This window comes from Sneathiella sp., from assembly GCF_002694385.1.
In the GTDB taxonomy this organism is placed as follows: Bacteria; Pseudomonadota; Alphaproteobacteria; order Sneathiellales; family Sneathiellaceae; genus Sneathiella.
In genome coordinates this window covers 364109-387645 of the sequence record NZ_NZMB01000005.1, presented here as the reverse complement: position 1 = coordinate 387645, position 23537 = coordinate 364109, and the positions used below count along the sequence as shown (strand labels likewise).

The window sequence follows — 23537 nt, the reverse complement described above, 5'->3', positions numbered from 1 at the left end:
ATCCTGTCCTTGAGTGTCTTTTTAAATCAGGAGAGTTTCTTGACGCCTTCGGCCGCGAGATATTGCCCGCAGTGAAGCCGTCCTGCCTCGGCCTCGACATCCTTTTCGGGCGCCAGGCCCGCAACGGTTTTCCACCCTTCCTGACGGAGGGCAAAGCCGGTTTTGAGATCCGTACCATATGGCAGATACAGGCGATCATCCGCCGGTCGCCGGGGTACGGCCCGCATGAGGCTATCGAGAAACAGGGTAAAACCCGATGCGGGTTCCCCGTCCATCAGTCGGTAACGACCGCCACGACCGAGTTCACCCCGCACACCACGGGCAAATACCGTAAAGCTGAGGCCGGTCTGATATTCAAAGCCGCGATATTCACCCGGATCAATGGTCAAGCGCAAATCGGGAACAGCAGTATGAAGCTGCGCCACCACCTCTTTCAGCGCCGCCACCTGCGCCGCCGCCGCATCGGGCAGCGAGAGATTTTCCAGTGCGGCAAGAGCGGCTTCCGCCGGACCCGCCGCTTTCAGCAGCGCAATCAGAATATCCGAAAGCGGCGCCTTGTAGCTTTCCAGCGCCGCCGCATCCTTGTGATCAAGCGCCTCCCGCGCTGACGCCGCCACATCAGGGGCAATTCCCAGCCCTTCGCAAATAGTCGGGACCAGGGTCGGCAGGGTGAGATCAATGGAATAGTTGTCAATTTCCAGCGCGTTCAACGCCTCACTCGCCAGCAGAATCAATTCGGCATCGGCAGCGGTCGCTTCCGTCCCGATCAATTCCACCCCGGTCTGGGCGAACTGCCGCTCGGGCCTGAGCTGCGAGCCATGCACCCGCAGCACCTGCCCCGAATAAGACAATCGCAAAGGGCGCGGATCCATCTTCATGCGGGTGGTGGCGACACGGGCGATCTGCAACGTCATATCCGTGCGAATGCCCATCATTCGGTGGGACACCGGGTCCATCACGCGAAACATTTTGGACGCGAGCGCCGCCCCGGCACCTTCCAGAAGATGTTCTTCGAATTCGATGAGCGGCGGCTTGACCTGCTGATAGCCATTGCCCGCGAACACCTCCATGAGGGTACGGTTAATGCGGGCCTCCCGCGCCGCGGCGGGCGGCAACATGTCAGCGAGACCGGCAGGCAACAGGCCTTTTTCAGAATAGTCGTTCATCACATGGGCTTATAAAGCACATTTCCCCCGCGCCGCCAACCAGAACAACGAAAAAGCGGCTGATTTTCACAGCCGCTTTCCCGAACGCCTTGAAAGGCGCGTTTTTGTTAGCAGATGCCCTAGAATTTAAGCAGTTTCACCTTCTCCACATTGGGAAGATTACAGACCGCATTCAGGGTTTCGGCGGTAAGGTCCGAATCTATCTCAATCAGGGCGATCGCCTCCCCGCCTGCATCGTGGCGGCCCAGATGGAAGGTGGCAATATTTACTCCGGAATTGCCGAGCACCGAGCCCAGCGCACCAATGAAGCCCGGCTTGTCCTTGTTGGTGACATAGAGCATATGCCGACCCAGTTCGGCCTCCATATTGATGCCCTTGATATTGACGATACGCGGCCGGTTATCGCCATACAGCGTGCCGGCGATATCGCGGGTCTGGTTTTCCGTCGTGATGGTGACACGGATGAGGGTCTGGTAATCCTCCTCCCGGTCGTTCACGCTTTCCGTCACGTCAATGCCCCGTTCCTTGGCAACAACCGGCGCATTGACCATGTTGATGCTGTCCATCAGAGGGGCCAGCAGCCCCTGAATGATGATCGCGGTCAGCGGCTTGGTGTTCAGGCTCGCGGCATGGCCTTCATAGTCGATGCGGACACTCTTGATGCCGCTTTCCGTTACCTGCCCGGCAAAGCTGCCAAGCTGCGTTGCAAGCTGCATATAGGGCTTCAGCTTCGGCGCTTCCTCGGCCGAGACCGACGCCATGTTGAGCGCATTGGTCACGGAGCCAACCAGCAGGTAATCGGCCATCTGTTCGGCCACCTGAATGGCGACATTGACCTGCGCCTCATCGGTTGAGGCCCCGAGATGCGGCGTCGCCACGACATTTTCCAACCCGAAGAGGATATTTTCCTTGGCCGGTTCCACGGCGAACACATCGAGGGCCGCCCCGGCAACCTGCCCGGATTCCAGCGCCGCCTTCAGATCCGCCTCAACCACGAGACCACCGCGCGCGCAGTTGATGATGCGCACGCCTTTCTTCATCTTGGCGATATTGCCCGCGTTGATGATATTGCGGGTGCCTTCGGTGATTGGCGTATGCAGGGTGATGAAATCGGCACGGGCGAACAACTCGTCCAGCTCCAGCTTTTCAACGCCGATCTCCAGCGCCCGCTCCGGCGACAGGAAGGGATCATAGGCGGCCACCTTCATCTTGAGGCCGACACCGCGATCCGCAACGATGGACCCGATGTTGCCGCAACCGATCACGCCCAGCGTCTTGCCATACAGTTCAACCCCCATGAAAGAGGATTTTTCCCACTTTCCGGCATGGGTGGAGGCATTGGCCGCCGGGATATGGCGGGCCAGCGCGAACATCATGGCAATGGCATGTTCCGCCGTTGTAATGGCATTGCCGAACGGCGTGTTCATGACACAGATACCGGCCGCGGTCGCCGACGGGATATCCACGTTATCAACGCCAATACCGGCCCGGCCGATGACTTTGAGATTGGTCGCCGCAGCGATAATCTCGGCTGTCGCCTTGGTGGCGGAACGAACGGCCAGACCATCATAGTCGCCGATGCAGGCTTTCAGTTCTTCCGGCGTCATGCCGGTGATTTCATCAACTTCAACGCCGCGTTCACGGAAAATTTCAGCCGCGCGCGGGCTCATCTTGTCAGAGATAAGGACTTTAACCATTTTCGTGATCCTTCTTCAGGATTATTTCTGGAATGTTTCTTTCAATTGGGCATATCCCCAGTCGAGCCAGGGCATCAGCGCCTCCAGATCGGATTTTTCGACCGTCGCGCCCGCCCAGATACGAAGACCTGCCGGGGCATCCCGGTAATGACCGATATCAAGTGCGGCTCCCTCTTTCTCAAGCAGGGTAACCAGTGCTTTTGCGGCTTTCGGCTGATCCTCCGCGGAGAGTGCTGTGAACCAGTCATCCGTAATCTTGAGACAGACCGACGTTGTGGAGCGGATCAAAGGATCCGCCGCTAGGTAATCAGCCCAGTTGGACTTTTTGACCCAGTCGGATATCACCTTGGCGTTGGCGTCCGTCCGTTCGATCATGCCCTTGCCACCGCCAATCGTTTCGGCCCAGTCAAGCGCATCCAGAACATCTTCGACCGCCAGCATGGACGGGGTGTTGATGGTTTCGCCCTTGAAAATACCGTCAATCAGCTTGCCGCCCTTGGTCATGCGGAAGACCTTGGGCAGTGGCCATGCCGGGGTGTAATTTTCCAGCCGTTCAACAGCGCGCGGGCTCAGGACCAGCATGCCGTGCGCCGCCTCCCCGCCCAGCACTTTCTGCCAGGACCAGGTGACCACATCCAGCTTGTCCCAAGGCATATCCATGGCGAAAACGGCGGACGTCGCATCACAGATGGCGAGGCCTTCGCGGGTCTCAGAAATCCAGTCGCCATTCGGCACGCGAACGCCGGAGGTTGTACCGTTCCAGGTGAAAACCACATCGCGGGTCCAGTCAATGGCGGCGAGATCGGGAATTTCACCATAAGGTGCGGTAACAACTTCAGCTTCTTTCAGCTTGAGCTGCTTGACCACATCCGTCGCCCAGCCCGAACCAAAGCTTTCCCAGGCGAGCATGGTGACGGGACGCGCGCCCAGCATCGACCACAGCGCCATTTCAACCGCGCCGGTATCGGAGCCCGGCACAATGCCGATCTTGTAATCATCAGGGATGCCGAGAAGGGCGCGATGCTTGTCGATCACGGCTTTCAGCTTGGCTTTGCCTTCACCGGAACGGTGAGAGCGGCCGAGGCAGGCATCTTCGAGTTTTTCGAGGGACCATCCGGGGCGCTTTGCGCAGGGGCCGGATGAAAATAGGGGAGAGTTAGGGCGTCTCTCCGGACGCATTTCTACTGTCATAATATACTAAACCTTCCAGTCTAGAGCATCCCGGTGGGGGGATGTGGCCCGCCGTCCATAGACAGGATTTGCGATATTCTGTCAACGGGATATTTATGCACTGCGACAATTTGCCGGCCATTGTGACCGGGAAATCCCACCGCTTCGCCTCTCCCGAACAACCGTCGGCGCGCCATTTCCGGCGATCCTCTCCATGGACTTTACCCGCCCGGATTGTCCCTGTGACAATAAAGAACTGGCCAAAACCGGCCGGGAGCGGGACAATGGAATATATTCCTGTCTTGCAAAGGTCATGCGATGATTCCCAGCCAGCGCCCCCTGTTTGATATCCCTGATGATGTCGCCTATTTCAACTGCGCCTATATGGGGCCATTTCTGAAAACGGTCCGGGCCGCCGGACATATGGGGATTGATCGCAAGTCCCTGCCCTGGATGGTTAGTCCGGCCGATTTTTTCAGCGAATCGGAAAAGGCGCGGTCGCTCTTCGCCACGCTGGTTGGCGCGCGCCCTGACGATATCGCGATCGTCTCCAGCGCTTCCTACGGTCTTGCCACCGCCGCCAAGAACATACCCTTCGAGCGGGGCCAGAAAATCCTGCTGCTGGAAGATCAGTTTCCCTCCAATGTTTATTGCTGGAGGGAGCTGGCGAGACGCAAAGGCGGCAAAATCCTGACTGTTAAAACACCCGCTGATCAGGACTGGACCGCCGCCATATTATCCGCCATTGACAAGGATGTGGCCATCGCCGCCCTGCCCCATAATCACTGGACCGATGGGGCCCTGATCGACCTTGTTGCTATCGCGGACGCCTTGCGCAAACAGGGGGCAAAGCTGGTCCTTGATGTCACCCAGTCGCTCGGCGCCAATCCGCTCGATCTTGCGGCGGTCAAGCCGGATTTCATGGTGGCCGCCGCCTATAAATGGCTGCTCGGCCCCTATAGCGTCGGTTTCATGTATATCGCCCCGGAATATCATGACGGCGAGCCACTGGAATATAACTGGCTCAACCGCGAGGGGTCCGAAGATTTTGCCGGGCTGGTCGATTATGCCGATGGCTATCAGGCCGGGGCCCGCCGCTTCGATATGGGAGAGCGGGCGAATTTCGCCCTGATGCCCGCCGCGATCGCCGCCCTTGAGCAAATCCTCGACTGGGGCGTTCTGGAAATTCAGCAAACCCTGACGGCGAAAACCCGCGAGATCGCGGACAGGACCGCGGAGTTCGGCTTCACGTCCCTGCCCGAATCCTTTCGCGCCGGGCATTTTCTGGGGCTCAGATGCACCGGCGGGCTGCCCGCCGACCTTCCCGCAAAATTGACCGCGGAGAATATCCATATCTCGGTGCGCGGCTCCAGCATGCGGATTACACCCCACCTCTTCAATAATGACGCGGATACGGATAAACTGGTCACGGCGCTCAAAAAACATATCAGGGGATGAGACAATGAATCTGAAGCGTTTGGGAAAAACCGGCCTCAAAGTCAGCGAACTTTGCCTGGGCACCATGACCTACGGCGATCCGAAATGGCGGGATTGGGTCCTGCCCGAAGAGGAAAGCCGCCCCTTCATCCGCCGGGCGCTGGAACTCGGCATCAATTTCTTCGATACCGCCGATATGTATTCCCTTGGCGTGTCGGAAATGGTAGTCGGACGCGCCCTGCGGGATTATGCGAAACGCGACGAGATTGTCATCGCCACCAAAGTCTTCAACCGGATGAGCGATAGCCCGCTCAGCGGTGGCCTGTCCCGCAAGCATATCCTGCATGCCATTGACGACAGCCTCCGTCGTCTCGGCACCGATTATATCGATCTCTACCAGATTCACCGCTGGGACTATGACACCCCGATTGAGGAGACGCTGGAAGCCCTCAATGATGTTGTCCGGGCGGGCAAGGCGCGTTATATCGGCGCCTCCTCCATGTTCGCCTGGCAGTTTATGAAGGCGCTTTCCATTTCGGAAAAGAACGGCTGGGCGAAATTCGTCTCCATGCAGAATGTCTATAATCTCGTCTATCGGGAGGAGGAGCGCGAAATGCTTCCCCTCTGTGCGGATCAGGGCATCGGTGTCATCCCATGGTCGCCGCTCGCGCGCGGTTTCCTTGCCGGCAACCGCAAGAAAGGGGAAGATGGGGCAACGACAAGATCACGCTCTGACGCCATGATCAAATCCATGAAAATCGGCCAGGATGCAGATTATGACGTGCTGTCGGTGGTGCAGGATATCGCGAAGGAGAGGGGTTTCAGTCCCGCGCAGATCGCCCTCGCCTGGGTCTGCCACAGCCCGCATGTCACCGCCCCCATTGTCGGGGCCAGCAAGATGAGCCATCTGGAAGAGGCCGTCGCCGCGCTCGATATCTCGCTGGAAATGGATGATCTCGCCCGGCTGAATGAGGCCTATGTCCCGCATGCCGTCGCCGGGCATCGCTAAACGCGGATACCCGAAAATAGAGATGGCGGGCCAAACAAAGCTGCATGGTGTTACGGGCAGTAACCGTTAAAGCTTGTAGCCTTTGTCGGCGAGGTCCTTGTGGATACGCTCCATCACCTGGCGATTGACTGTCATGCCCCATTGGCTGCCGATAACAACGGCCTGCTGCGCGATAACCGGGGTTTTTTCCACCACTTTCTGGCCGATATCGCTGCTGTAGAAATCAATCATCGCATTGAGTTCTTCAAGGCTGTAGGTGTCGGCATAGACTTTCTTCAATGGATCAACAAGGCCATCGATATTTTCCTGCAGGGTCTCCACCATAATCTCGTAGGCACGGTCTTTTGCCTCCTCCGCAATATCGGGATGAGAGCGGAACCCCTGATCCAGAAACAGGCGGATGCTTTGGATTGTGACGGCTTTGATCTGTTCTGCCGTGCGGGTAATTTCCAGAAGCTCCGTGACAGCTTTCTCCCGCGCCGGGTCCGCCATGACATTCCCAATGCCGAGCGTAAAGATCATGCCAATGGCAATAAGACCGGACTTCAACTTCATAACAATTCCTTCCAGTTGGTACAAATGCCTGGGCGGTATTCTAGTTAAACGGCATGACAGGATGGCCATGATCCATGGGACCATGCCCCGCCCCGTATCCCGGGGCCTGTCTGATGGCAATCTCCACATAGCGAATGGCACGGTCAACGGCCGCAGCGGCCGACAGCCCTTGCGCAAGCCCGGTTGCGATGGCCGATGACAGCGTGCAGCCCGTCCCGTGCGTATGTTTACTGTCAATCCGGGGATGGCTGAAGGTCTCCACGCCTTGCGGCGAGATCAGCAGATCGGTGACCGTTTCCCCTTCCGCATGACCGCCCTTCATGAGGACGGCGACCGGTCCAAGATCGAGTAACCGGCGCCCCGCCTTTTCCATATCCTGCCGGCTCCGGATGGTCATGCCGGTCAGCTGCTCCGCCTCCGGGATATTAGGAGTAAGAAGATATGTATGTGGGCCAATCAGACGGTTTTTGATGGCCTCCCCCGCTTCCGCCGCAATCAGGTTGGCCCCGCCCTTCGCAATCATCACAGGATCGAGCACCACAGGCGGCAGATCTTCGGTTTCATCGAAATAGGCGGCAACGGCATCCACCACCTCTTTCCGGTGCAGCATGCCGATCTTGATGGCATCCGCGCCGATATCCGACAGTACCATGTCGATCTGCTTGACCACGAATTCCGGGGCGACCTCAGCAATCCCCTCAACGCCCAGTGTATTCTGCGCCGTCAGCGCAGTGATCGCCGTCATGGCAAAACCATCGAGCGCCGTCACCGTCTTGATATCTGCCTGTATACCCGCGCCGCCGCCGGAATCAGATCCGGCAATGATCAGTACGCGTCCCTGCATTCTTCCCTCACCCTCAATCCGCATCATCCAACCGAAGCGGTCACTTCATCCACGATATTATCGACGATTTCATTTACGAGGGCATTATTGACCCCCTCTCCCATCACACGAATGAGTGGCTCTGTTCCCGATTTACGGATCAGCAGACGCCCTTCCTTGCCAAGACGGGCCTCACCATCGCGGATCGCCTTTTTCACGGATTCCATATTAAGCGGATCATGCGAACCATAACGGACGTTTTTCAGTATCTGCGGGAAGGGATCGAAGTTATAACAGATTTCGCTGACAGGACGGCCTTTTTCGACAATCACCGAGAGGACCTGCAAGGCGGCAATCAGCCCGTCCCCCGTTGTACCGTAGTCACTAAGCACGATATGACCCGACTGTTCCCCACCCACATTGAAGCCATGCTCACGCATATGCTCCACCACATAACGATCGCCGACACTGGTGCGGGCGAGTGTGAGGCCGTGGCCCTCCAGATATTTTTCAAGCCCCATATTGGACATGACGGTGGAGACAATCCCACCCCCACGCAGCTTGTCCCGGCTCTGCCAGGTGCGGGCGATCAGCGCCATCAACTGGTCACCGTCAATGAGGCGGCCTTTTTCATCGCAGATCAGCAGCCGGTCCGCATCCCCGTCAAGGGCAATGCCGAGATCGGCGCCTTCCTTCACAACCCGTTCGCACATTGCCTCCGGCGAGGTAGAGCCGCAGCCATCGTTAATGTTAAACCCGTTGGGCGCAACGCCCATGGCGATCACTTCCGCCTCCAGCTCCCACAGGACTGTTGGCGCCACCTTGTAGGCCGCGCCATTCGCGCAATCGACGACAATTTTGAGGCCTTTGAGAAGCTGCTTGCGCGGGAAACTGCTTTTGGCAAATTCGATATAGCGCCCGCGCGCATCATCAAGCCGCTGCGCCCGGCCGAGCTTCGCCGGTTCTGCCAGCACAATATTGCTGTCGTCAATAATGTCCGCCTCGATTTCCAGCTCCACATCATCGGAAAGCTTGTAGCCATCCGGGCCGAACAGCTTGATGCCATTGTCCTGAAAGGAATTGTGGGACGCCGAAATCATCACCCCGAGATCCGCGCGGAGCGACCGGGTCAGCATGGCAATGGCGGGCGTCGGCATGGGCCCCACCAGAATCACATCCATCCCGACAGAGGTGAAACCCGCCGTCAGCGCCGGTTCCACCATATAGCCGGACAAGCGGGTATCCTTGCCAATGACAACACGGTGGCGAAAATCACCGCGCCCGGCAAATTTACGGCCCGCGGACTTTCCCACTTTCAGGGCAATATCGGCGGTCATCGGCTCCTTGTTGGCGGTGCCGCGAATGCCATCGGTTCCAAAATACTTGCGTGTCATCGGTGTACTCATAGCTTGAAAGATCGGACTGCACTCTAACAGATAAATTTTAAAAGATGGCTAAAAAGAGGCGCTTTCAATGGCTTGCCAGACATCCAGTGCCTCGCGCGTCTCCCGCACGTCATGGACACGAACGATATCCACCCCCGCCATCGCGCCATACAGGGCAACGGCAACGGAGCCGGATATGCGACGATCCGCCACCGGCTCGCCAGTAAGGGTGCCAATAAAGCGCTTGCGCGAGGCCCCGAGCAGCACCCGGCAGCCAAGACTATGAAGACTGGCAAGCCCGCGGATCAGGGTCAGGTTATGCTCAACCGTCTTGCCAAAGCCGATGCCCGGGTCGATGATGATCCGGTCGCGGCCGATACCCGCCGCTTCACATATGCGGACACGCTCCGCCAGATAATCCGTCACCTCCGCCAGCACATCGTCATAGACAGGGTTGTTCTGCATGGTTTTTGGATCCGCCAGACTGTGCATCAGGCAGACCGGAAGGTCTGTTCCGGCAACATAGGCAAGGCTCTCCGGGTCATATTCCAGTGCGCTCACATCATTGATCAGATGCGCGCCCGCCGCAACGGCCGCCGCCATCACCGCGCGCTTTCGCGTATCAACGGAAATCTGGACGCCCAGATCGCGGCACCCCTCAATCACCGGAATGATACGGGCAATCTCCGCTTCCGCACTCACCGCGTCGGAGCCGGGGCGCGTACTCTCCCCGCCTATATCGAGGATATCCGCCCCCTCCTCCACCAGCTTGCGGGCATGAGCAATGGCGCGGGCTGCGTCATCATGGACCCCGCCGTCGGAGAAGCTGTCCGGGGTAACATTGACAATGCCCATGATCTGCGGCCGGCGGAACGGACGGGCGCGCTGCTCAGGCGTCCTCATATCGGCAAAAGAAGAAAGGCCCCGCACCAAAGCGGAGCCTTTTGTTGTATCGTTCATGAAGCGTCCTTACGCGCCGGGCTGCGGTTCCGGTTCCAGTCCGGGACCGCCGGGCTTCTTGTGCCCGTCCGCTTCCGGCACCGCGGAGCTTGGCCCCTTGTCAACCGGCCGATCAATATCTTCCGGACGGTTGATGTCGCCGCCTTCCATCAGGATCTTGATCTCTTCCCCACTGAGCGTCTCATATTCCAGAAGCCCTTTGGCGATGCGGTGAAGCTGCTCCACATGATCATTGAGGATCTTGCGGGCGGTCGCTTCGCCTTCCTCGACGAAACGGCGCACTTCCTGATCAATGAGCTGCGCGGTGGAGTCCGACATATTCTTCTGTTGCGCAACCGAATGGCCGAGGAAAACCTCTTCCTGATTGGCGCCATACATGAGCGGCCCCAGCTTGTCGGAAAGGCCCCATTCGGTAACCATACGGCGGGCCATATCGGTCGCCATCTTGATATCACCGGAGGCGCCCGTCGTGACCGCATCATGACCAAAGATCATCTCTTCCGCCACACGGCCGCCCATGGCGACGGCGAGATGGGCGAGGCACTGATCCCGGCGCAGGGAATAGCTGTCCTTCTCCGGCAGGCGCATGACCATGCCGAGGGCGCGGCCGCGCGGAATGATGGTGGCCTTATGCACCGGATCGGACGCCTTCATATGCATGCCGACCAGCGCATGGCCGCCTTCATGATAAGCAGTGAGCTTTTTCTCTTCCTCCGACATGACCATGGAGCGCCGTTCCGAGCCCATCATGACCTTGTCTTTCGCTTCCTCGAACTCCTGATGGGTCACCAGACGGCGGGATTTGCGCGCCGCCAGCAGCGCCGCCTCATTCACGAGGTTCGCAAGGTCCGCACCGGAGAAGCCGGGCGTGCCGCGCGCGATGGTGCGGGCGTCCACATCCTGCGCCAGCGGAACTTTGCGCATATGCACTTTCAGGATTTTTTCGCGGCCAATGATATCCGGGTTCGGGACCACCACCTGACGGTCGAAACGGCCGGGGCGCAGCAGCGCCGGGTCCAGCACATCCGGGCGGTTGGTCGCTGCCAGCAGGATCACGCCTTCATTGGTTTCAAACCCGTCCATCTCCACCAGCATCTGGTTGAGGGTCTGTTCACGCTCGTCATTGCCGCCGCCGAGACCGGCACCGCGATGACGGCCGACCGCATCAATTTCGTCGATGAAGATGATGCAGGGCGCATTCTTCTTGCCCTGTTCGAACATATCACGGACGCGGCTGGCGCCGACACCGACAAACATTTCAACGAAGTCAGAACCGGAAATGGTGAAAAAGGGCACATTCGCTTCACCCGCGACAGAGCGGGCCAGCAACGTCTTACCCGTGCCGGGAGGGCCGACCAGCAGCACACCTTTCGGAATCTTGCCGCCGAGGCGCTGGTATTTCTGCGGATTTCTCAGGAAATCGACAACCTCTTCCAGCTCTTCCTTCGCCTCTTCAATACCGGCGACATCTTCAAATGTGACACGGCCATGTTTTTCCGTCAGCAGCTTGGCTTTCGATTTGCCAAAGCCCATGGCCTTGCCGCCACCGCCCTGCATCTGGCGCATGAAGAAAATCCAGACGCCAATCAGCAGCAGCATCGGGAACCAGGACAGCAGCGTCGCCATCAGCATGCTGCCTTCTTCCTGCGGCGCGGCGTTAATGACCACACCGTGATCGGTCAGGTTGCTGACCAGCGTACTGTCTTCAGGCGCATATGTCGTAAAGGCCCGGCCGTCATCGGTCATGCCCTTGATATTCGGCCCCTGGATGGTGACATTCTTGACCCGGCCGCTCTTCACTTCCTCAAGGAAGGTGGAATATGGCATTGACATCCCCGTATTACGCGGGGACGGATCATTGAAAATGTTGAAAAGGGCCACAACGAGCAATGCAATGATTACCCAAAGGACAATATTTTTGCCGAAAAGATTCACGTATTCGTTTCCTTCACATTGCGGACCCATCGGGCCCGATCGCCGCTTGCTGGCATGCCGAACTGGATTACATCTAAATATAATCTGTTAACATCAAGTTCCAATAGGGCAATAATTTTAACGCCATCTTTAGCATGAATTCCCGCGGGGTATCCAGTAAAATGCCCGAAAATCGAGACGAAAACGCTGATTTCCAGACGTTTCGCCGGATATATATCGAGACGGAAGCGGCACGGCCAGCAGATGATCGCCCCGCCATACTCCCGGCAGACTGTTGCGCTGTTTCGCTGTCATCGCCGCTTCGGCGGGCAGCAATGCGCGCCGAACCGCCTCTCTCCCTCCCGCCGGGCCGAGCGCGCGCAGCGTAAGATTATCAGAACGCTCTCGCGACGGGGCCAGATCATGAATATAAAACCGCTGATCCCAGCTCCAGCCTGTTTCGCCATCTTGAAGCGGCACTTCAGGCAGGCCCTGCCGCCCCGTTTCACGGCAGAAATACCAGTGATGATTTTTACGCGTCACATAAGCACCGCCGAGCGTTGCACTCATCGCCGCACCGGCTGCTTCGCTTGCCTGCATCCGCTGATAAAGGTCTTCGACGGCCGCCAGACGGATATGAGCGCCCCCGCCAACCGCGCGCAAGGAGGCGGCCAGGGCACGCAGCGCAATTTCCTCCGGCAGGGCACAGAGCGCTGCATCCGCAATTTTAATGGCGCCGAAGGGGTCAATCTCCGCCTCTGCCCACAAAAACTGCGCCGCAAGCTGTTCAAGACTGTCATCGGCCCGCTGTAACCGGGCAAGTGCAAGGGCAATGCTGTCCTGCCCGCTCCCCGGCAGCGCCTGCAGCGCCGCAAGGATGCCCCCCACCCGCGTACGGGTAAAGCCGGGATTGTCATTGCCCGGATCATCAATCCAGTCTTGCCCGCATTGCTGAAGATACTGTCGCAGCTGCTCCCGCGGTATGCCGAGCAGCGGACGCAATAATTTGATCCCATTCCGTTCGCGGGCCGGTTCCATGGCGGCGAGGCCTTCCAGCCCGCTGCCTTTGGAAAGGCGCATCAGAAAGGTTTCAAGCTGATCTTCAAGCTGATGGCCAAGCAAAAGATGGGAAATCCCGCGCGCACGGCATTCCGTCGTCATCAAGGCATAGCGCGCCTCCCGCGCCGCCTGTTGCACGCCGCTTTGCGGATGCGGTCCGGTCCATGTCAGAATGACGGTTTCAATCCCGGCCATAGCGAGCCAATCCCGCACTTGTCGGGCCTCCGCGGCCGCTTCCGGCCGCAGGCCATGATCAACACTGAAAGCCAGCAGAGCAACGCCCGCCCGTCTTGCCCATTCTTGTGTGAGCAGCGCGAGGGCCATGCTGTCCGAACCGCCCGAAACGGCAATCGCCACGCGAGCAGGCGGCAATGGCAGCAGGGCTGTCATCTCCGCCGCGAAGGCATTTAGTAATTTATCGGCATTATGGGAGGACTTCACAGGCCTTCTGTCAGCTACAGCCGTATTTCTGTTTCTCGCGGTCGGCCGTCTGCCGCAGGCGCGCCGGAACCTGGGCAAACTGCTTGTCCATCTGGGCAAAGGTCGCGCAGGCTTCCGCCTTCTGATCCATCCGCCCGAGGCTCATGGCCAGTTTCAGAAGATTATCCGCCGCCTTGGAGCTGTCGGGATAATTCTGATACCCTTCAAAAAAGGCGGAGGCGGCATTGGGATAATCGCCCCGCACATAGAAGGTTTCACCCAGCCAGTATTGCGCATTTCCGGCCAGTTCGCTTTCCTTATGATTTTTGAGAAAATCACTGAACGCCACTTCCGCCTCGGCATAACGGTCATCGCGGATGAGAGAGATGGCATAGTTATACTGCTCCATTGCCGACCCGCTCGGAAGCTGCCCGGCGGCTGGAGCTGTAGTCGCGTCACCGGATAGAGAGGCCGTGTTCCCGCTCTCAGATGTTCCGGCTGTACCGCTGCCTGTGGACAGGGTTCCAAGAGTCCCGCTGCCTTGTGCGGACGAGGCGGATTGGCCGCTGCTACCGTCAATAATAGTCGGGCCCGTCCCGGCCCCGGCAGACGCCCCGCCGATCGCCGACCCCTCTGCGCCCGAAACGCTGCCGGATGTCGCAAGACGGCTTTCTATTTCAGAAAGGCGGAAATCCACATCCTTCACCAGCTTGTCGAGACGGGTGGAGATCTGGTTCAGCTTATGGGAATTTTCTTCCTGCGCGCCGGTCAGGCTGCGCTGCTCTTCTTCCAGAGCGCTGATGCGCTGCATGAGAAGGTTGAGACCGTCGGGGCTGATATTGCCCGAACCGGAACCGGACGGCAGGGTAGCCGCACCCGTTGATGGCGCCGGACGCGGCGCCGATGCGCCGCCATACATCTGCCGCTGCATATCCGTCAGGTCTTTTTCAAGACGGTTGATGCGATCCACCAGCGCCCTGACCTCGCTGTTGCTCTGGGCCATCGAAAGGACAGGGCTGCCGAGCAATATCACGGCAAACAGCGCCATGCCGGTGATATATCCTGCTCCGGCCGGAATCCGGCCCCAAGCCTTACCGCCATTCGAAACATTCCACATCATTGCGGTACGCCCTTTCTCCGATCCTTCGGTCGTTATTCAACAGTCCAATTTTGCCCGAAATATTGGCAATTTTATGATAATGGCCCGCGCAACAAAACGCGTCCTGACATTTATCAAACGAAAAAGCCCGCTGTCGCAGCTAACAAGTTAGCGCGGCAACGGGCCTCGGATGGTTTATGAGTTCTGATCAGTTTACCATCGAAACCGAACGTCTGTTCTGGCTCCAGGCGGCTTCGTTATGGCCGAGCGCTACCGGACGTTCCTTGCCGTAGGAGATCGTCGACAGACGGTCTGCAGAAACGCCAAGGGTCACCAGATAGTTCTTTACGGCCGTCGCCCGACGATCACCGAGGGCGAGGTTGTATTCCCGCGTACCGCGCTCGTCACAATGGCCTTCGATCTGAAGCGTAACTGCCGGATTGGCGTTCAGCCAGGCGGCCTGCCGCTGCAGCGTTGCCTGAGCTTCAGACGTCAGATCATACTGATCGAAACCGAAGAAGACACGATCACCGACATTGAGAACCAGATCTTCCTGACTGCCAGGCTGGACCGTCGTGGTCGTCGTTGCGGTTGTGGTTGAAGAAGAGGAACCCGATCCGCTGGTCTGGGTCGCTGCGCCCCCACCCGAGCTGTCGCCGGTTTCTGTTGGTGCCGTTTCGCAAGCTGCGACAAGAAGCAGAGCCGCGAAAATACTTAAGGTCTTAAGGCCTAGATTGAACCGCATGTACTTAACTCCCATCCTTTTGGAATCTCTGAACTTTGGGTATCATAACGTCTGACAAGGGCGTCTGTGACATCTCTGAAAAACGAAATAATATATCCCCGACTGATAATAATCGACCGAACTATAAAGGTTTGGCCTCACCTATTCAAGTTATACGGTGGCGACCACGCAGGATCCGATCCGTCCCCCGGCGTTAAAACCTCCCGCTCGTTATATCCTGTAAGGTCGATGGACCACAAGCGGACTTTATCACTCCGGCCATCATTTTTTCCCGGAATCTGGCGGAAAAACATCAGTACGCGGCCATTTGGCGCCCAGGTTGGCCCTTCATTGTGAAAACCCTCCGTCAGGATGCGCTCCTGTGATCCGTCGGTGCGCATCACCCCGATGGAAAACTTGCCGCCCGTCAGCTTCGTAAAGGCAATAAGGTCCCCCCGCGGAGACCAAACGGGCGTACCGTAGTTACCGCTGCCAAAGCTGATCCGCTGAACATTCGAGCCATCGGCACCCATGACATAAATCTGTTGACGCCCGCCCCGATCGGATTCGAACGTGATCTGCGTCCCATCCGGTGAAAAGGACGGCGCGGTATCAATGCCCGGATGATTGGTCAGGCGCTTGATCTCCCGCGTCCGCAGATCCATGACGTAAATCTCCGAGTTTCCGTCCTGTGCCATGCTCATCACAACTTGGTTACCGGACGGAGAAAAGCGCGGCGCAAAAGTCATTCCAGGGAAATCGCCCAGAATCTCCTGCTGCCCCGTATCCAGATTATAGAGATAAACCCGCGGCCGATTATTGAAGTAAGAGAGATAGGTCAGCACCTGCTGGGTCGGTGAATAGCGCGGTGTCAGCACCAGTTCGTTCCCGGATGTCAGGAACTGATGGTTCTCCCCATCCTGGTCCATAACCGCGAGACGTTTGATGCGCCGGTCCGCCGGCCCGCTTTCCGATACATAGACAACCCGGGTCGAGAAATAACCCTGTTCTCCCGTCAGTCGCTTATATATTTCGTCGGCAATCAGATGCGCGGTAAGGCGCCAGTTGGACGGCGGAGTCGTATATTGGATACCCGTCAGATACTGCTCGGCAAAGACATCCCAGAGCCGGAACTGCACATTGATCTGTCCGTCACCCAGCGCCCGCACCAGACCGGTGGACAGGGCCTGGGCCGCAATTTTACGCCAGTTTGCAAAGACCGGCGTGACCTGCAAATCTTTCGGCTGCTGCAGATAGGCGCGTGGATCAATGGGCGCGAATAGACCCGAGCGTTCCAGATCGGCGCGGATGACGGCCGCCATCTGCTTACCGATCTTGTCCGTCGCCTCGTTATCGGCAAAGAAATCGGTTACGGCAATCGGCATCGGCTCGATATTGCCCTGGGTAATATCAATCACCAGTTCGGCCCGCGCCAGCGACGCCGTTATCAGGCTCGCGGCAAAGGCCGCAATCAACATCACCCCAAACCGGGCTTTACGCATTTCCATCATCCTCATTGCCCAAACATCTCCCTGGGGTCGAAGTTCATCGTAATCTCACGCCAGCGTTCGTATTTCTCCGGCGGCAGCTTGTAGGGCTGGCATTGCAGAACAGCCCGCTTTGCGCTTTCCGCCGCAATCCGGTGGAAGTCGCTTTTATATCTTCCCTGATTAACAATTTGCGGCTGTCCCATCAAGGTTCCATCCTGGTTCAACCGCACTTCGATCGTAATCGCCAGGTCTTCCGCATTGACGGCGCCTGTCGGCACATTCCAGCATTTCTGCACCTGCTGCTTGAGCGCATCCAGCTCGCTGATGGTCATCGGCAGCGAGGCGTCCGCCGCCTTGGTTGAAGAATTCGGCACCCTTTCACCGGAATCGGGCTTTTTTATGTCGGATGGCTCGCTCGTCTGCGGCGATTGCTCCTGCTTTTTCTTGTCCAGCAGCGCCTTCATTTGGTTCATATCGAACGCAGGTTTCTTCGGCTCTTCCTTCGGTTTGGGTTTGGGCTCCGGCTTGGGTTCCGGTTTCGGCTCCACCTTCGGTGCCGGCTTCGGCGTCGGTTTCACAACGGGCTTCGGCACCGGTTTGGGCGCAGGCTCCGGCTCAACCTTGGCTGCCGGTTCCGGCTCCGCCTTCGGGGCAGGCTCCGGTTCGGGCTGCGGCTGTGGTGCGGGCTCCGGCTCCGCTTTCGGGGCGGGTTCAGGCTCTGGTGTCGGGGCGGGTGCCGGTTCCGGCTTGGGCGCCGGTTTGGGTTCGGGCTTTGCTTCCGGCTTGACTTCCGGTTCCACTTTTTTAGGTTCCGGCGCCGGTTTCGGCAGATTGGTGATATCCGCTATATCAACAATCTCGACATTGATAACGGCCGGTGGCTCAAACTCCTTCGGATCCGTGAACAAGGGCAGCCCCGTATACATGATCACGAGGATCAACATATGCAAAACGGCCGAAGCTAGGGCTGGCACTCTCATCAGTCGGAGAACCTCTTGTTACTCGTTACTGTTCTGGCTGTTGCCGGAAGCAGGCGCCCGGCCCGGTCCGGCGGATATCATGGCGACGCGGTTAAAGCCGCCCTCATGGATTTCCCCCATCACGGCCAGCACACGGCCATAATTCACATTGGTATCGCCCCGCACAAAAATCCGCTGATCCTGCTTCGCGCCGGTCACCGCCCGCAGCTTCGGCACCAGATCCTCCAGCAGTACCTCCGTATCCTCAAGGAAGACCCGCCCTTCTGCATTGACGCTGATGACCAGGGGTTCATCGTTGCCCTGTACGGTTTCCGCCTTCGTGGTCGGCAGATCGAGTGGGACGCCCACAGTCAGCAGCGGCGCCGTCACCATGAACACGATCAGCAGCACCAGCATCACATCGACAAAGGGCGTCACATTGATTTCCGACATCTGGGTATGGCGACGGCGGCGGCCCTTGCCCGTGAACGCTTTATAATGATTGCTGTCCATGATCAGTCACTCAGATCAAGCTGGCGGGACAGGATCGCCGAAAATTCCCCCGCAAATCCTTCAAGGCGGGTAATAATCCGCTGCAGATCGTTGGAGAATTTGTTATAGGCGATTACTGCCGGGATGGCGGCGACGAGCCCGAGTGCCGTCGCAAACAGCGCCTCGGCAATACCCGGCGCGACAACGGCAAGGCTGGTGTCTTTCGTGGCGGCAATGGACTGGAAGCTGTTCATAATGCCCCAGACCGTGCCAAACAGGCCCAGAAACGTGGCCGTTGAGCCAACCGTTGCAAGGAAACCGAGGTACTTCTCAAGCCGCTCCACCTCGCGGTCGATGGTGACGCGCATTACCTGATGGATCCGCGCCTGCAATCCGGTATGGGTATGCTTGCCAAGGCCCTTCTCGGTCGAGCGGGACCATTCCTTCATGGCGGCCGAGAACAGCATGGCCAGCGGATTGTCCGGGCTGGTGCCCACGCGGCGATACAGATCCTCCAGATTGCCGCCGGACCAGAATTCATTTTCAAACTCATCCGCATCGGCGCTGACCCGACGATAACGGATAATCTTGTCAATGATGATCGCCCAACTCCAGAAGGACGCCAGCACCAGCACAATCATGACAATCTGCACAACAATGTCGGCCTGAACAAACAGGCCAACCATAGATAAATCGTGAGCCCCGCCCCCCATCTGGGTGGCGACAATCTGATCATTTTCCATTTACTCTTCCCCGGCTACAGTCTTCGCGGGCAAGGCCCCCTGCCCGATCATTGCATTAAACTTTTCATTTATGGCAGAAGAAAGACGCTGTGGCCGTCCATCCGCATCCAGACAGGCAATTCGCACCTTTGTTTCCACCAGTCGCACCCCATCGCGGCAAATATCCTGCGCCATACGCAAGGACGCCCCGCGCAAATCGGTGACACGGGTGATAATTTCCAGCTCGTCTTCCATGATGGCGGGGCGCAGATACTCGATTTCACAGGCGCGGACAACAAAATTCGCACCTTCTTCCGTCATCATCCGTTGCTGGTTGATGCCAAGACCGCGCAGCATGTCGGTGCGGGCCCGCTCGATGAATTTGAGATAATTGGCGTAATAGACAATGCCGCCCGCGTCCGTATCCTCCCAGTAAACGGAAAGGGGGAAGATATGGCGCACGCCTGCCTCTTCCCGCTCGAACCGGCCGAGCATTCTTGCCTCACTCATCCTGCCCCTCATCCTCGATCAGGGAAAGCTGTTCGCGCAGCACCTTTGGAAAGGCGAGCCCCAGATGATCGAACGCGGCCCGCGTCAGCATCCGCCCGCGCGGCGTGCGTTGCAGAAAGCCCTGCTGGATCAGATAGGGCTCGATAATATCCTCGATGGCGTCGCGCGGCTCGGACAGGGCCGCGGACAGGGTTTCGACCCCAACCGGGCCGCCGCCAAAATCCTCCGCTATCCTTGAAAGATAACGCCGGTCCATGGCGTCCAGTCCGCGCTTGTCCACCTCCAGCCGGTTCAGCGCCGCATCGGCGCGCACCGCNTCCACCAGNTCGGCCCCNGCCACCGCCGCAAAATCCCGNACCCGGCGCAAGCAGNCGCCCGGCNACNCGNGGNGTTCCCCGGCTGCGCCNNGCAATTTCCATNGCNCCGTCATCGGACAGGCTGAAGCCNAGCACCCGNGCNCCGCGCGCCACAATAAGCTTGAGCTCCTCCGGNTCGTAGAAATTCATGCGCAGCGGAATGCCAAAACGTTCGCGAAGCGGCGTGGTGATCAGNCCGGANCGGGTCGTCGCCCCGATCAGGGTAAANGGCGGCAGGTCAATCCGGACAGAGCGGGCGGCGGGNCCNTCNCCNATNATCAGATCAAGATGAAAATCCTCCATCGCCGGATANAGNATTTCCTCCACCGCCGGGCTCAGGCGATGGATTTCATCAATGAAAAGCACATCGTTCTTTTCCAGATTGGTGAGCAGCGCNGCCANATCNCCCGCCTTGGTGATNACCGGCCCGGACGTTGCCCGGAAATTCACACCAAGTTCACGCGCGACAATCTGNGACAGGGTTGTCTTGCCAAGGCCCGGCGGGCCNAAAAACATCACATGATCAAGGGCTTCNCCGCGCGACTTCGCGGCCTGNATNAAGATGCTGAGATTTTCCCGAACNTGCTTCTGGCCCGTGAAATCGGCCAGAACCTGCGGNCGGAAATGCGCTTCCAGATCATCCTGCGACGAGGCGCTTGCNCCTACCAGCCTCTCCTCGCTCATGCNGCCAACTCCTTCAGCCCGGCGGTGATCAGCGCCTCAANGGTGGCATCCGGTCCNAGGNNGCGNGCCGCCGCCGCCACCGCACCAAAGGCCTCCGCCCGGCCATANCCGAGATTGACCAGCGCCGAAACCGCGTCCCCGGCCGCGGCCTGTTGTGGCTGCGCCGCCGGTTTCACNGCGACCCCCGTCGCGGCCGCGAAGGCGACAGGACCGAGGTTCATTTTCGCNACCTTGTCTTTCANTTCCGCCGTGATACGTCCGGCCACTTTCGGCCCNATGCCCGACACCCGTGTCAGTGCCGTCTTNTCGCCCGCCGCNACGATCTGCGTCAGNTCNTCNCCGCTGTAGAGAGANAGAATAGCGAGCGCGACCTTCGCGCCCACCCCCTGCACNGTTTGCAGNAGTGTGAACCACGCCCGCTCCGCCGCGCCATCNAAGCCATAGAGATGGATATGATCNTCNCGCACATGGGTTTCGATATGCAGNGATACAANGCCNCCCNNCTCCGGCATGNTGCGAAGGGTGCGNGCCGAACAGAACACCAGATAGCCGACCCCGCCGACATCGAGGATCACCCAGTCCTCGCCNGCGCTGTCGAGNTTGCCGGTCAGCCGTGCNATCATGACGCCCGTCCCGCCATCATGGTGGCTTTTTTGAGNTTGCGGTTACTGCNCGCATAATGGGCATGACAGATGGCGACCGCCANNGCGTCCGCCGCATGTTCATTGGCAATCACNCAGCCGGGCAGCAACATGCCGACCATGGCATGGATCTGNTCCTTNCCTGCATGNCCCGCCCCGACAACGGATTTCTTGATCTTGTTGGGGGCATATTCCTCGACCGTCAGCCCATGCAGCGCNGGCACCAGCAGCGCGATNCCGCGGGCCTGGCCGAGTTTCAGGGTCGAAACCGGGTTCTTGTTGACGAAAGTTTCCTCCACNGCTGCTTCCTGGGGNTGCCAATCCCGGATGACGCCCTCTATGCCNTTGTACAGCTCCACCAGCCGTTCAGACAGATTGCCCGATCCNTCCGAGGAAATCGCGCCATTGGCCAGATGCCGGAGGGTNTTNCCCTCTGCCTCGATGATCCCCCANCCGGTATGGCGAAGACCCGGATCCAGCCCCAGTAAACGCATGATTTAACAGCAGTCCTTTCAGNCGGACCTAACCGCCCAGCTTCTCCATGATTTCTTCCGGAATATCGAAATTGGCCGACACCTTCTGCACATCGTCATGATCTTCGAGCACATCCACCAGCTTGAAAATCGAATTGGCCAGATCCTCGGTCTCTACCGGGATACTGTTCTGCGGTTTCCAGACGATCCCGGCTTCCTGCGGCGCGCCGAATTTCTGTTCCAGCGCCTCGCGCACCTCGTTGAAATCTTCCATGGCGCAGGTGATTTCATGGATCTGCGCGTCACTCTCGACATTTTCGGCGCCCGCTTCAAGCGCCGCCTCGAACATCGTATCGGCGTCAATCCCTTCGGCCGCATAGATCACCTGCCCGATCCGGTCAAACATGAAGGAAACGGACCCCGTCTCCCCCATTGATCCCCCCGCCTTGGTAAAAGCGGCGCGCACATCGGCGGCGGTGCGGTTGCGGTTGTCGGTCAGCGTTTCAACAATGACGGCGACGCCGCCGGGGCCATAGCCCTCATAACGCATTTCCTCGTAATTCTCTGCGCCTGCCTCGCCGGAGGCGCGCTTGATCGCCCGGTCGATATTGTCATTGGGCATATTGTCAGCGCGGGCGGCAGCCATGGCACTGCGCAGGCGCGGGTTCATGGCGGGATCAGGCAGTCCGGATTTCGCCGCGACGGTCAGTTCGCGAATATGCTTGGCGAAAATCTTGGCGCGCTTTTTGTCCTGCGCGCCCTTGCGGTGCATGATGTTCTTGAATTGTGAATGTCCTGCCATAGGTAACTCTTGATCCCGCTGTAAATTCTGGTTGCCCGTTTTTAACCGATCCGCCGTCCGCCCGCATCCCCTTTTTGCAAATGCGCGCGGTTATGTGACAGATGGCCAGATCTCCATCAGACGCCCGCCAATGCGAAGCGGGGAAACATAGGTGGCAAGGCCGGTTTTATCATCGCTCACTACAAAGACGCCGCAGGCCGTGCCGGGCCCCGCCGCCGGGGTGAAACGACCGGCCGGTATCTTGCGGATAAAACGGCGCAGCGGCTCCTCCTTATCCATGCCGATAACGGAATCATAATCGCCGCACATCCCCGCATCCGTCTGATACGCCGTCCCTTTGGGCAGGATCTGCGTATCCGCCGTCGGCACATGGGTATGGCTGCCGACAACCATGGAAACGCGGCCATCGCAGAACTGCCCCATCGCCATTTTCTCCGATGTCGCCTCGGCATGCAGATCGACAAGGATGAAGTCATATTTGCGCCCCAGCGGATTGCCGGAAAGCTGCTGTTCGATCATGGCGAAGGGATCATCCAGCGGATCCATGAACAGCCGCCCCATGAGCTGGATGACAAGAATGGTCTTGCCACGTCGCGTCTTGAACGCCCCGATGCCCTTGCCGGGCGTGTCCTTCGGATAGTTGGCAGGCCGAAGGATGCGCCCGTCCCGCTCCAGAACCGGCATGATCTCCTTCTGGTCGAAACTGTGATTGCCAAGCACGATGCAGTCGGTACCGGCCGCGAAGAACTCCTCCGCGATTTTTTCCGTCATGCCGAAGCCGCCCGCCGAATTCTCGCCATTGACAACAATAAAGTCGGGCGCGAGCCGCTCGCGGATTTCCGGCAGACGTTCAATAACGACATCGCGACCCGGCCGTCCCACCACGTCGCCCAGATACAGGACTTTCACGTCAGTTTCCTTATTTTCGTCAGTTGAACCTGCAGTCTATCGCCTCTTGCGGCAAAGGCAAGCCGAGGCTTCAATACCGCC

22 protein-coding genes and 1 pseudogene are annotated in these 23537 nt (G+C 58.7%); 2 read left to right on the top strand and 21 right to left on the bottom strand.

Going from position 1 to position 23537, the window contains the following annotated elements:
- Window positions 1-26: 26 nt before the first annotated feature.
- The 3 genes from CMN55_RS02985 to CMN55_RS02975 all read right to left on the bottom strand — a co-directional run bounded on the left by CMN55_RS02985 (window position 27) and on the right by CMN55_RS02975 (window position 4054).
- Window positions 27-1166, bottom strand: coding sequence for an ATP phosphoribosyltransferase regulatory subunit (locus CMN55_RS02985; RefSeq protein ID WP_293948057.1), 1140 nt, complete (start codon window positions 1164-1166; stop codon window positions 27-29).
- 119 nt (window positions 1167-1285) lie between these two features.
- Window positions 1286-2863, bottom strand: a complete 1578-nt coding sequence (gene serA, locus CMN55_RS02980) for a phosphoglycerate dehydrogenase (protein ID WP_293948056.1) — start codon at window positions 2861-2863, stop codon at window positions 1286-1288.
- 21 nt (window positions 2864-2884) lie between these two features.
- Window positions 2885-4054, bottom strand: coding sequence for a phosphoserine transaminase (locus tag CMN55_RS02975; RefSeq protein WP_293948055.1), 1170 nt, complete (start codon window positions 4052-4054; stop codon window positions 2885-2887).
- A 297-nt stretch (window positions 4055-4351) separates the two neighbouring features.
- Between CMN55_RS02975 and CMN55_RS02970 the strand changes: the two genes are divergently transcribed.
- Both CMN55_RS02970 and CMN55_RS02965 read left to right on the top strand, forming a co-directional pair.
- Window positions 4352-5491 (top strand): aminotransferase class V-fold PLP-dependent enzyme, encoded by a 1140-nt coding sequence (locus tag CMN55_RS02970; protein WP_293948054.1) that lies wholly within the window; start codon window positions 4352-4354, stop codon window positions 5489-5491.
- A gap of 4 nt (window positions 5492-5495) precedes the next feature.
- Window positions 5496-6479 (top strand): aldo/keto reductase, encoded by a 984-nt coding sequence (locus tag CMN55_RS02965; RefSeq protein WP_293948053.1) that lies wholly within the window; start codon window positions 5496-5498, stop codon window positions 6477-6479.
- Between the two features lie 66 nt (window positions 6480-6545).
- Here CMN55_RS02965 and CMN55_RS02960 read toward each other — a convergent pair whose 3' ends face one another.
- The 18 genes and pseudogenes from CMN55_RS02960 to CMN55_RS02870 form a co-directional block, all read right to left on the bottom strand.
- Window positions 6546-7034 carry a DUF2059 domain-containing protein gene (locus CMN55_RS02960; protein WP_293948052.1) on the bottom strand — a complete coding sequence of 163 codons (489 nt, stop codon included), beginning with the start codon at window positions 7032-7034 and terminating at the stop codon, window positions 6546-6548.
- Between the two features lie 40 nt (window positions 7035-7074).
- On the bottom strand, window positions 7075-7878 hold the full coding sequence (thiD, locus tag CMN55_RS02955; RefSeq protein ID WP_293948051.1) for a bifunctional hydroxymethylpyrimidine kinase/phosphomethylpyrimidine kinase: 804 nt from the start codon (window positions 7876-7878) through the stop codon (window positions 7075-7077).
- A gap of 23 nt (window positions 7879-7901) precedes the next feature.
- Entirely contained in the window at window positions 7902-9251 is a 1350-nt protein-coding gene (glmM, locus tag CMN55_RS02950) for a phosphoglucosamine mutase (RefSeq protein ID WP_293948050.1), read from the bottom strand.
- Window positions 9252-9311: 60 nt separating this feature from the next.
- Window positions 9312-10202, bottom strand: coding sequence for a dihydropteroate synthase (folP, locus tag CMN55_RS02945; RefSeq protein ID WP_293948049.1), 891 nt, complete (start codon window positions 10200-10202; stop codon window positions 9312-9314).
- A 9-nt stretch (window positions 10203-10211) separates the two neighbouring features.
- Window positions 10212-12137, bottom strand: coding sequence for an ATP-dependent zinc metalloprotease FtsH (gene ftsH, locus CMN55_RS02940; protein WP_366931945.1), 1926 nt, complete (start codon window positions 12135-12137; stop codon window positions 10212-10214).
- A 129-nt stretch (window positions 12138-12266) separates the two neighbouring features.
- A complete protein-coding gene (tilS, locus tag CMN55_RS02935) occupies window positions 12267-13616 on the bottom strand; it encodes a tRNA lysidine(34) synthetase TilS (RefSeq protein ID WP_293948047.1) in 1350 nt (449 codons plus the stop codon).
- 10 nt (window positions 13617-13626) lie between these two features.
- A complete protein-coding gene (ybgF, locus tag CMN55_RS02930; protein ID WP_293948046.1) occupies window positions 13627-14715 on the bottom strand; it encodes a tol-pal system protein YbgF in 1089 nt (362 codons plus the stop codon).
- A 187-nt stretch (window positions 14716-14902) separates the two neighbouring features.
- On the bottom strand, window positions 14903-15439 hold the full coding sequence (pal, locus tag CMN55_RS02925; RefSeq protein ID WP_293948045.1) for a peptidoglycan-associated lipoprotein Pal: 537 nt from the start codon (window positions 15437-15439) through the stop codon (window positions 14903-14905).
- 137 nt (window positions 15440-15576) lie between these two features.
- On the bottom strand, window positions 15577-16926 hold the full coding sequence (tolB, locus tag CMN55_RS02920) for a Tol-Pal system beta propeller repeat protein TolB (RefSeq protein WP_459253638.1): 1350 nt from the start codon (window positions 16924-16926) through the stop codon (window positions 15577-15579).
- 5 nt (window positions 16927-16931) lie between these two features.
- Window positions 16932-17888 (bottom strand): energy transducer TonB, encoded by a 957-nt coding sequence (locus CMN55_RS02915; RefSeq protein ID WP_293948043.1) that lies wholly within the window; start codon window positions 17886-17888, stop codon window positions 16932-16934.
- Between the two features lie 18 nt (window positions 17889-17906).
- On the bottom strand, window positions 17907-18380 hold the full coding sequence (gene tolR, locus CMN55_RS02910) for a protein TolR (RefSeq protein WP_293948042.1): 474 nt from the start codon (window positions 18378-18380) through the stop codon (window positions 17907-17909).
- 2 nt (window positions 18381-18382) lie between these two features.
- Window positions 18383-19102, bottom strand: coding sequence for a protein TolQ (tolQ, locus tag CMN55_RS02905; RefSeq protein ID WP_293948041.1), 720 nt, complete (start codon window positions 19100-19102; stop codon window positions 18383-18385).
- Window positions 19103-19591, bottom strand: a complete 489-nt coding sequence (ybgC, locus tag CMN55_RS02900; RefSeq protein WP_293948040.1) for a tol-pal system-associated acyl-CoA thioesterase — start codon at window positions 19589-19591, stop codon at window positions 19103-19105. It lies immediately after the preceding gene.
- A pseudogene (ruvB, locus tag CMN55_RS17020) lies at window positions 19584-20631 on the bottom strand (Holliday junction branch migration DNA helicase RuvB). Before ruvB ends, ybgC begins: the two are co-directional and overlap by 8 nt.
- Window positions 20628-21254 carry a Holliday junction branch migration protein RuvA gene (gene ruvA, locus CMN55_RS02885; RefSeq protein ID WP_293948038.1) on the bottom strand — a complete coding sequence of 209 codons (627 nt, stop codon included), beginning with the start codon at window positions 21252-21254 and terminating at the stop codon, window positions 20628-20630. The pseudogene ruvB and the gene ruvA overlap by 4 nt, the downstream one beginning before the upstream one ends.
- Window positions 21251-21766, bottom strand: a complete 516-nt coding sequence (gene ruvC, locus CMN55_RS02880; RefSeq protein ID WP_293948037.1) for a crossover junction endodeoxyribonuclease RuvC — start codon at window positions 21764-21766, stop codon at window positions 21251-21253. The genes ruvA and ruvC overlap by 4 nt, the downstream gene beginning before the upstream one ends.
- 28 nt (window positions 21767-21794) lie before the next feature.
- On the bottom strand, window positions 21795-22547 hold the full coding sequence (locus CMN55_RS02875) for a YebC/PmpR family DNA-binding transcriptional regulator (protein WP_293948036.1): 753 nt from the start codon (window positions 22545-22547) through the stop codon (window positions 21795-21797).
- A gap of 90 nt (window positions 22548-22637) precedes the next feature.
- Window positions 22638-23456: a TIGR00282 family metallophosphoesterase gene (locus CMN55_RS02870; RefSeq protein ID WP_293948035.1), complete on the bottom strand. Its 819-nt coding sequence runs from the start codon at window positions 23454-23456 to the stop codon at window positions 22638-22640.
- Window positions 23457-23537 lie beyond the last annotated feature (81 nt).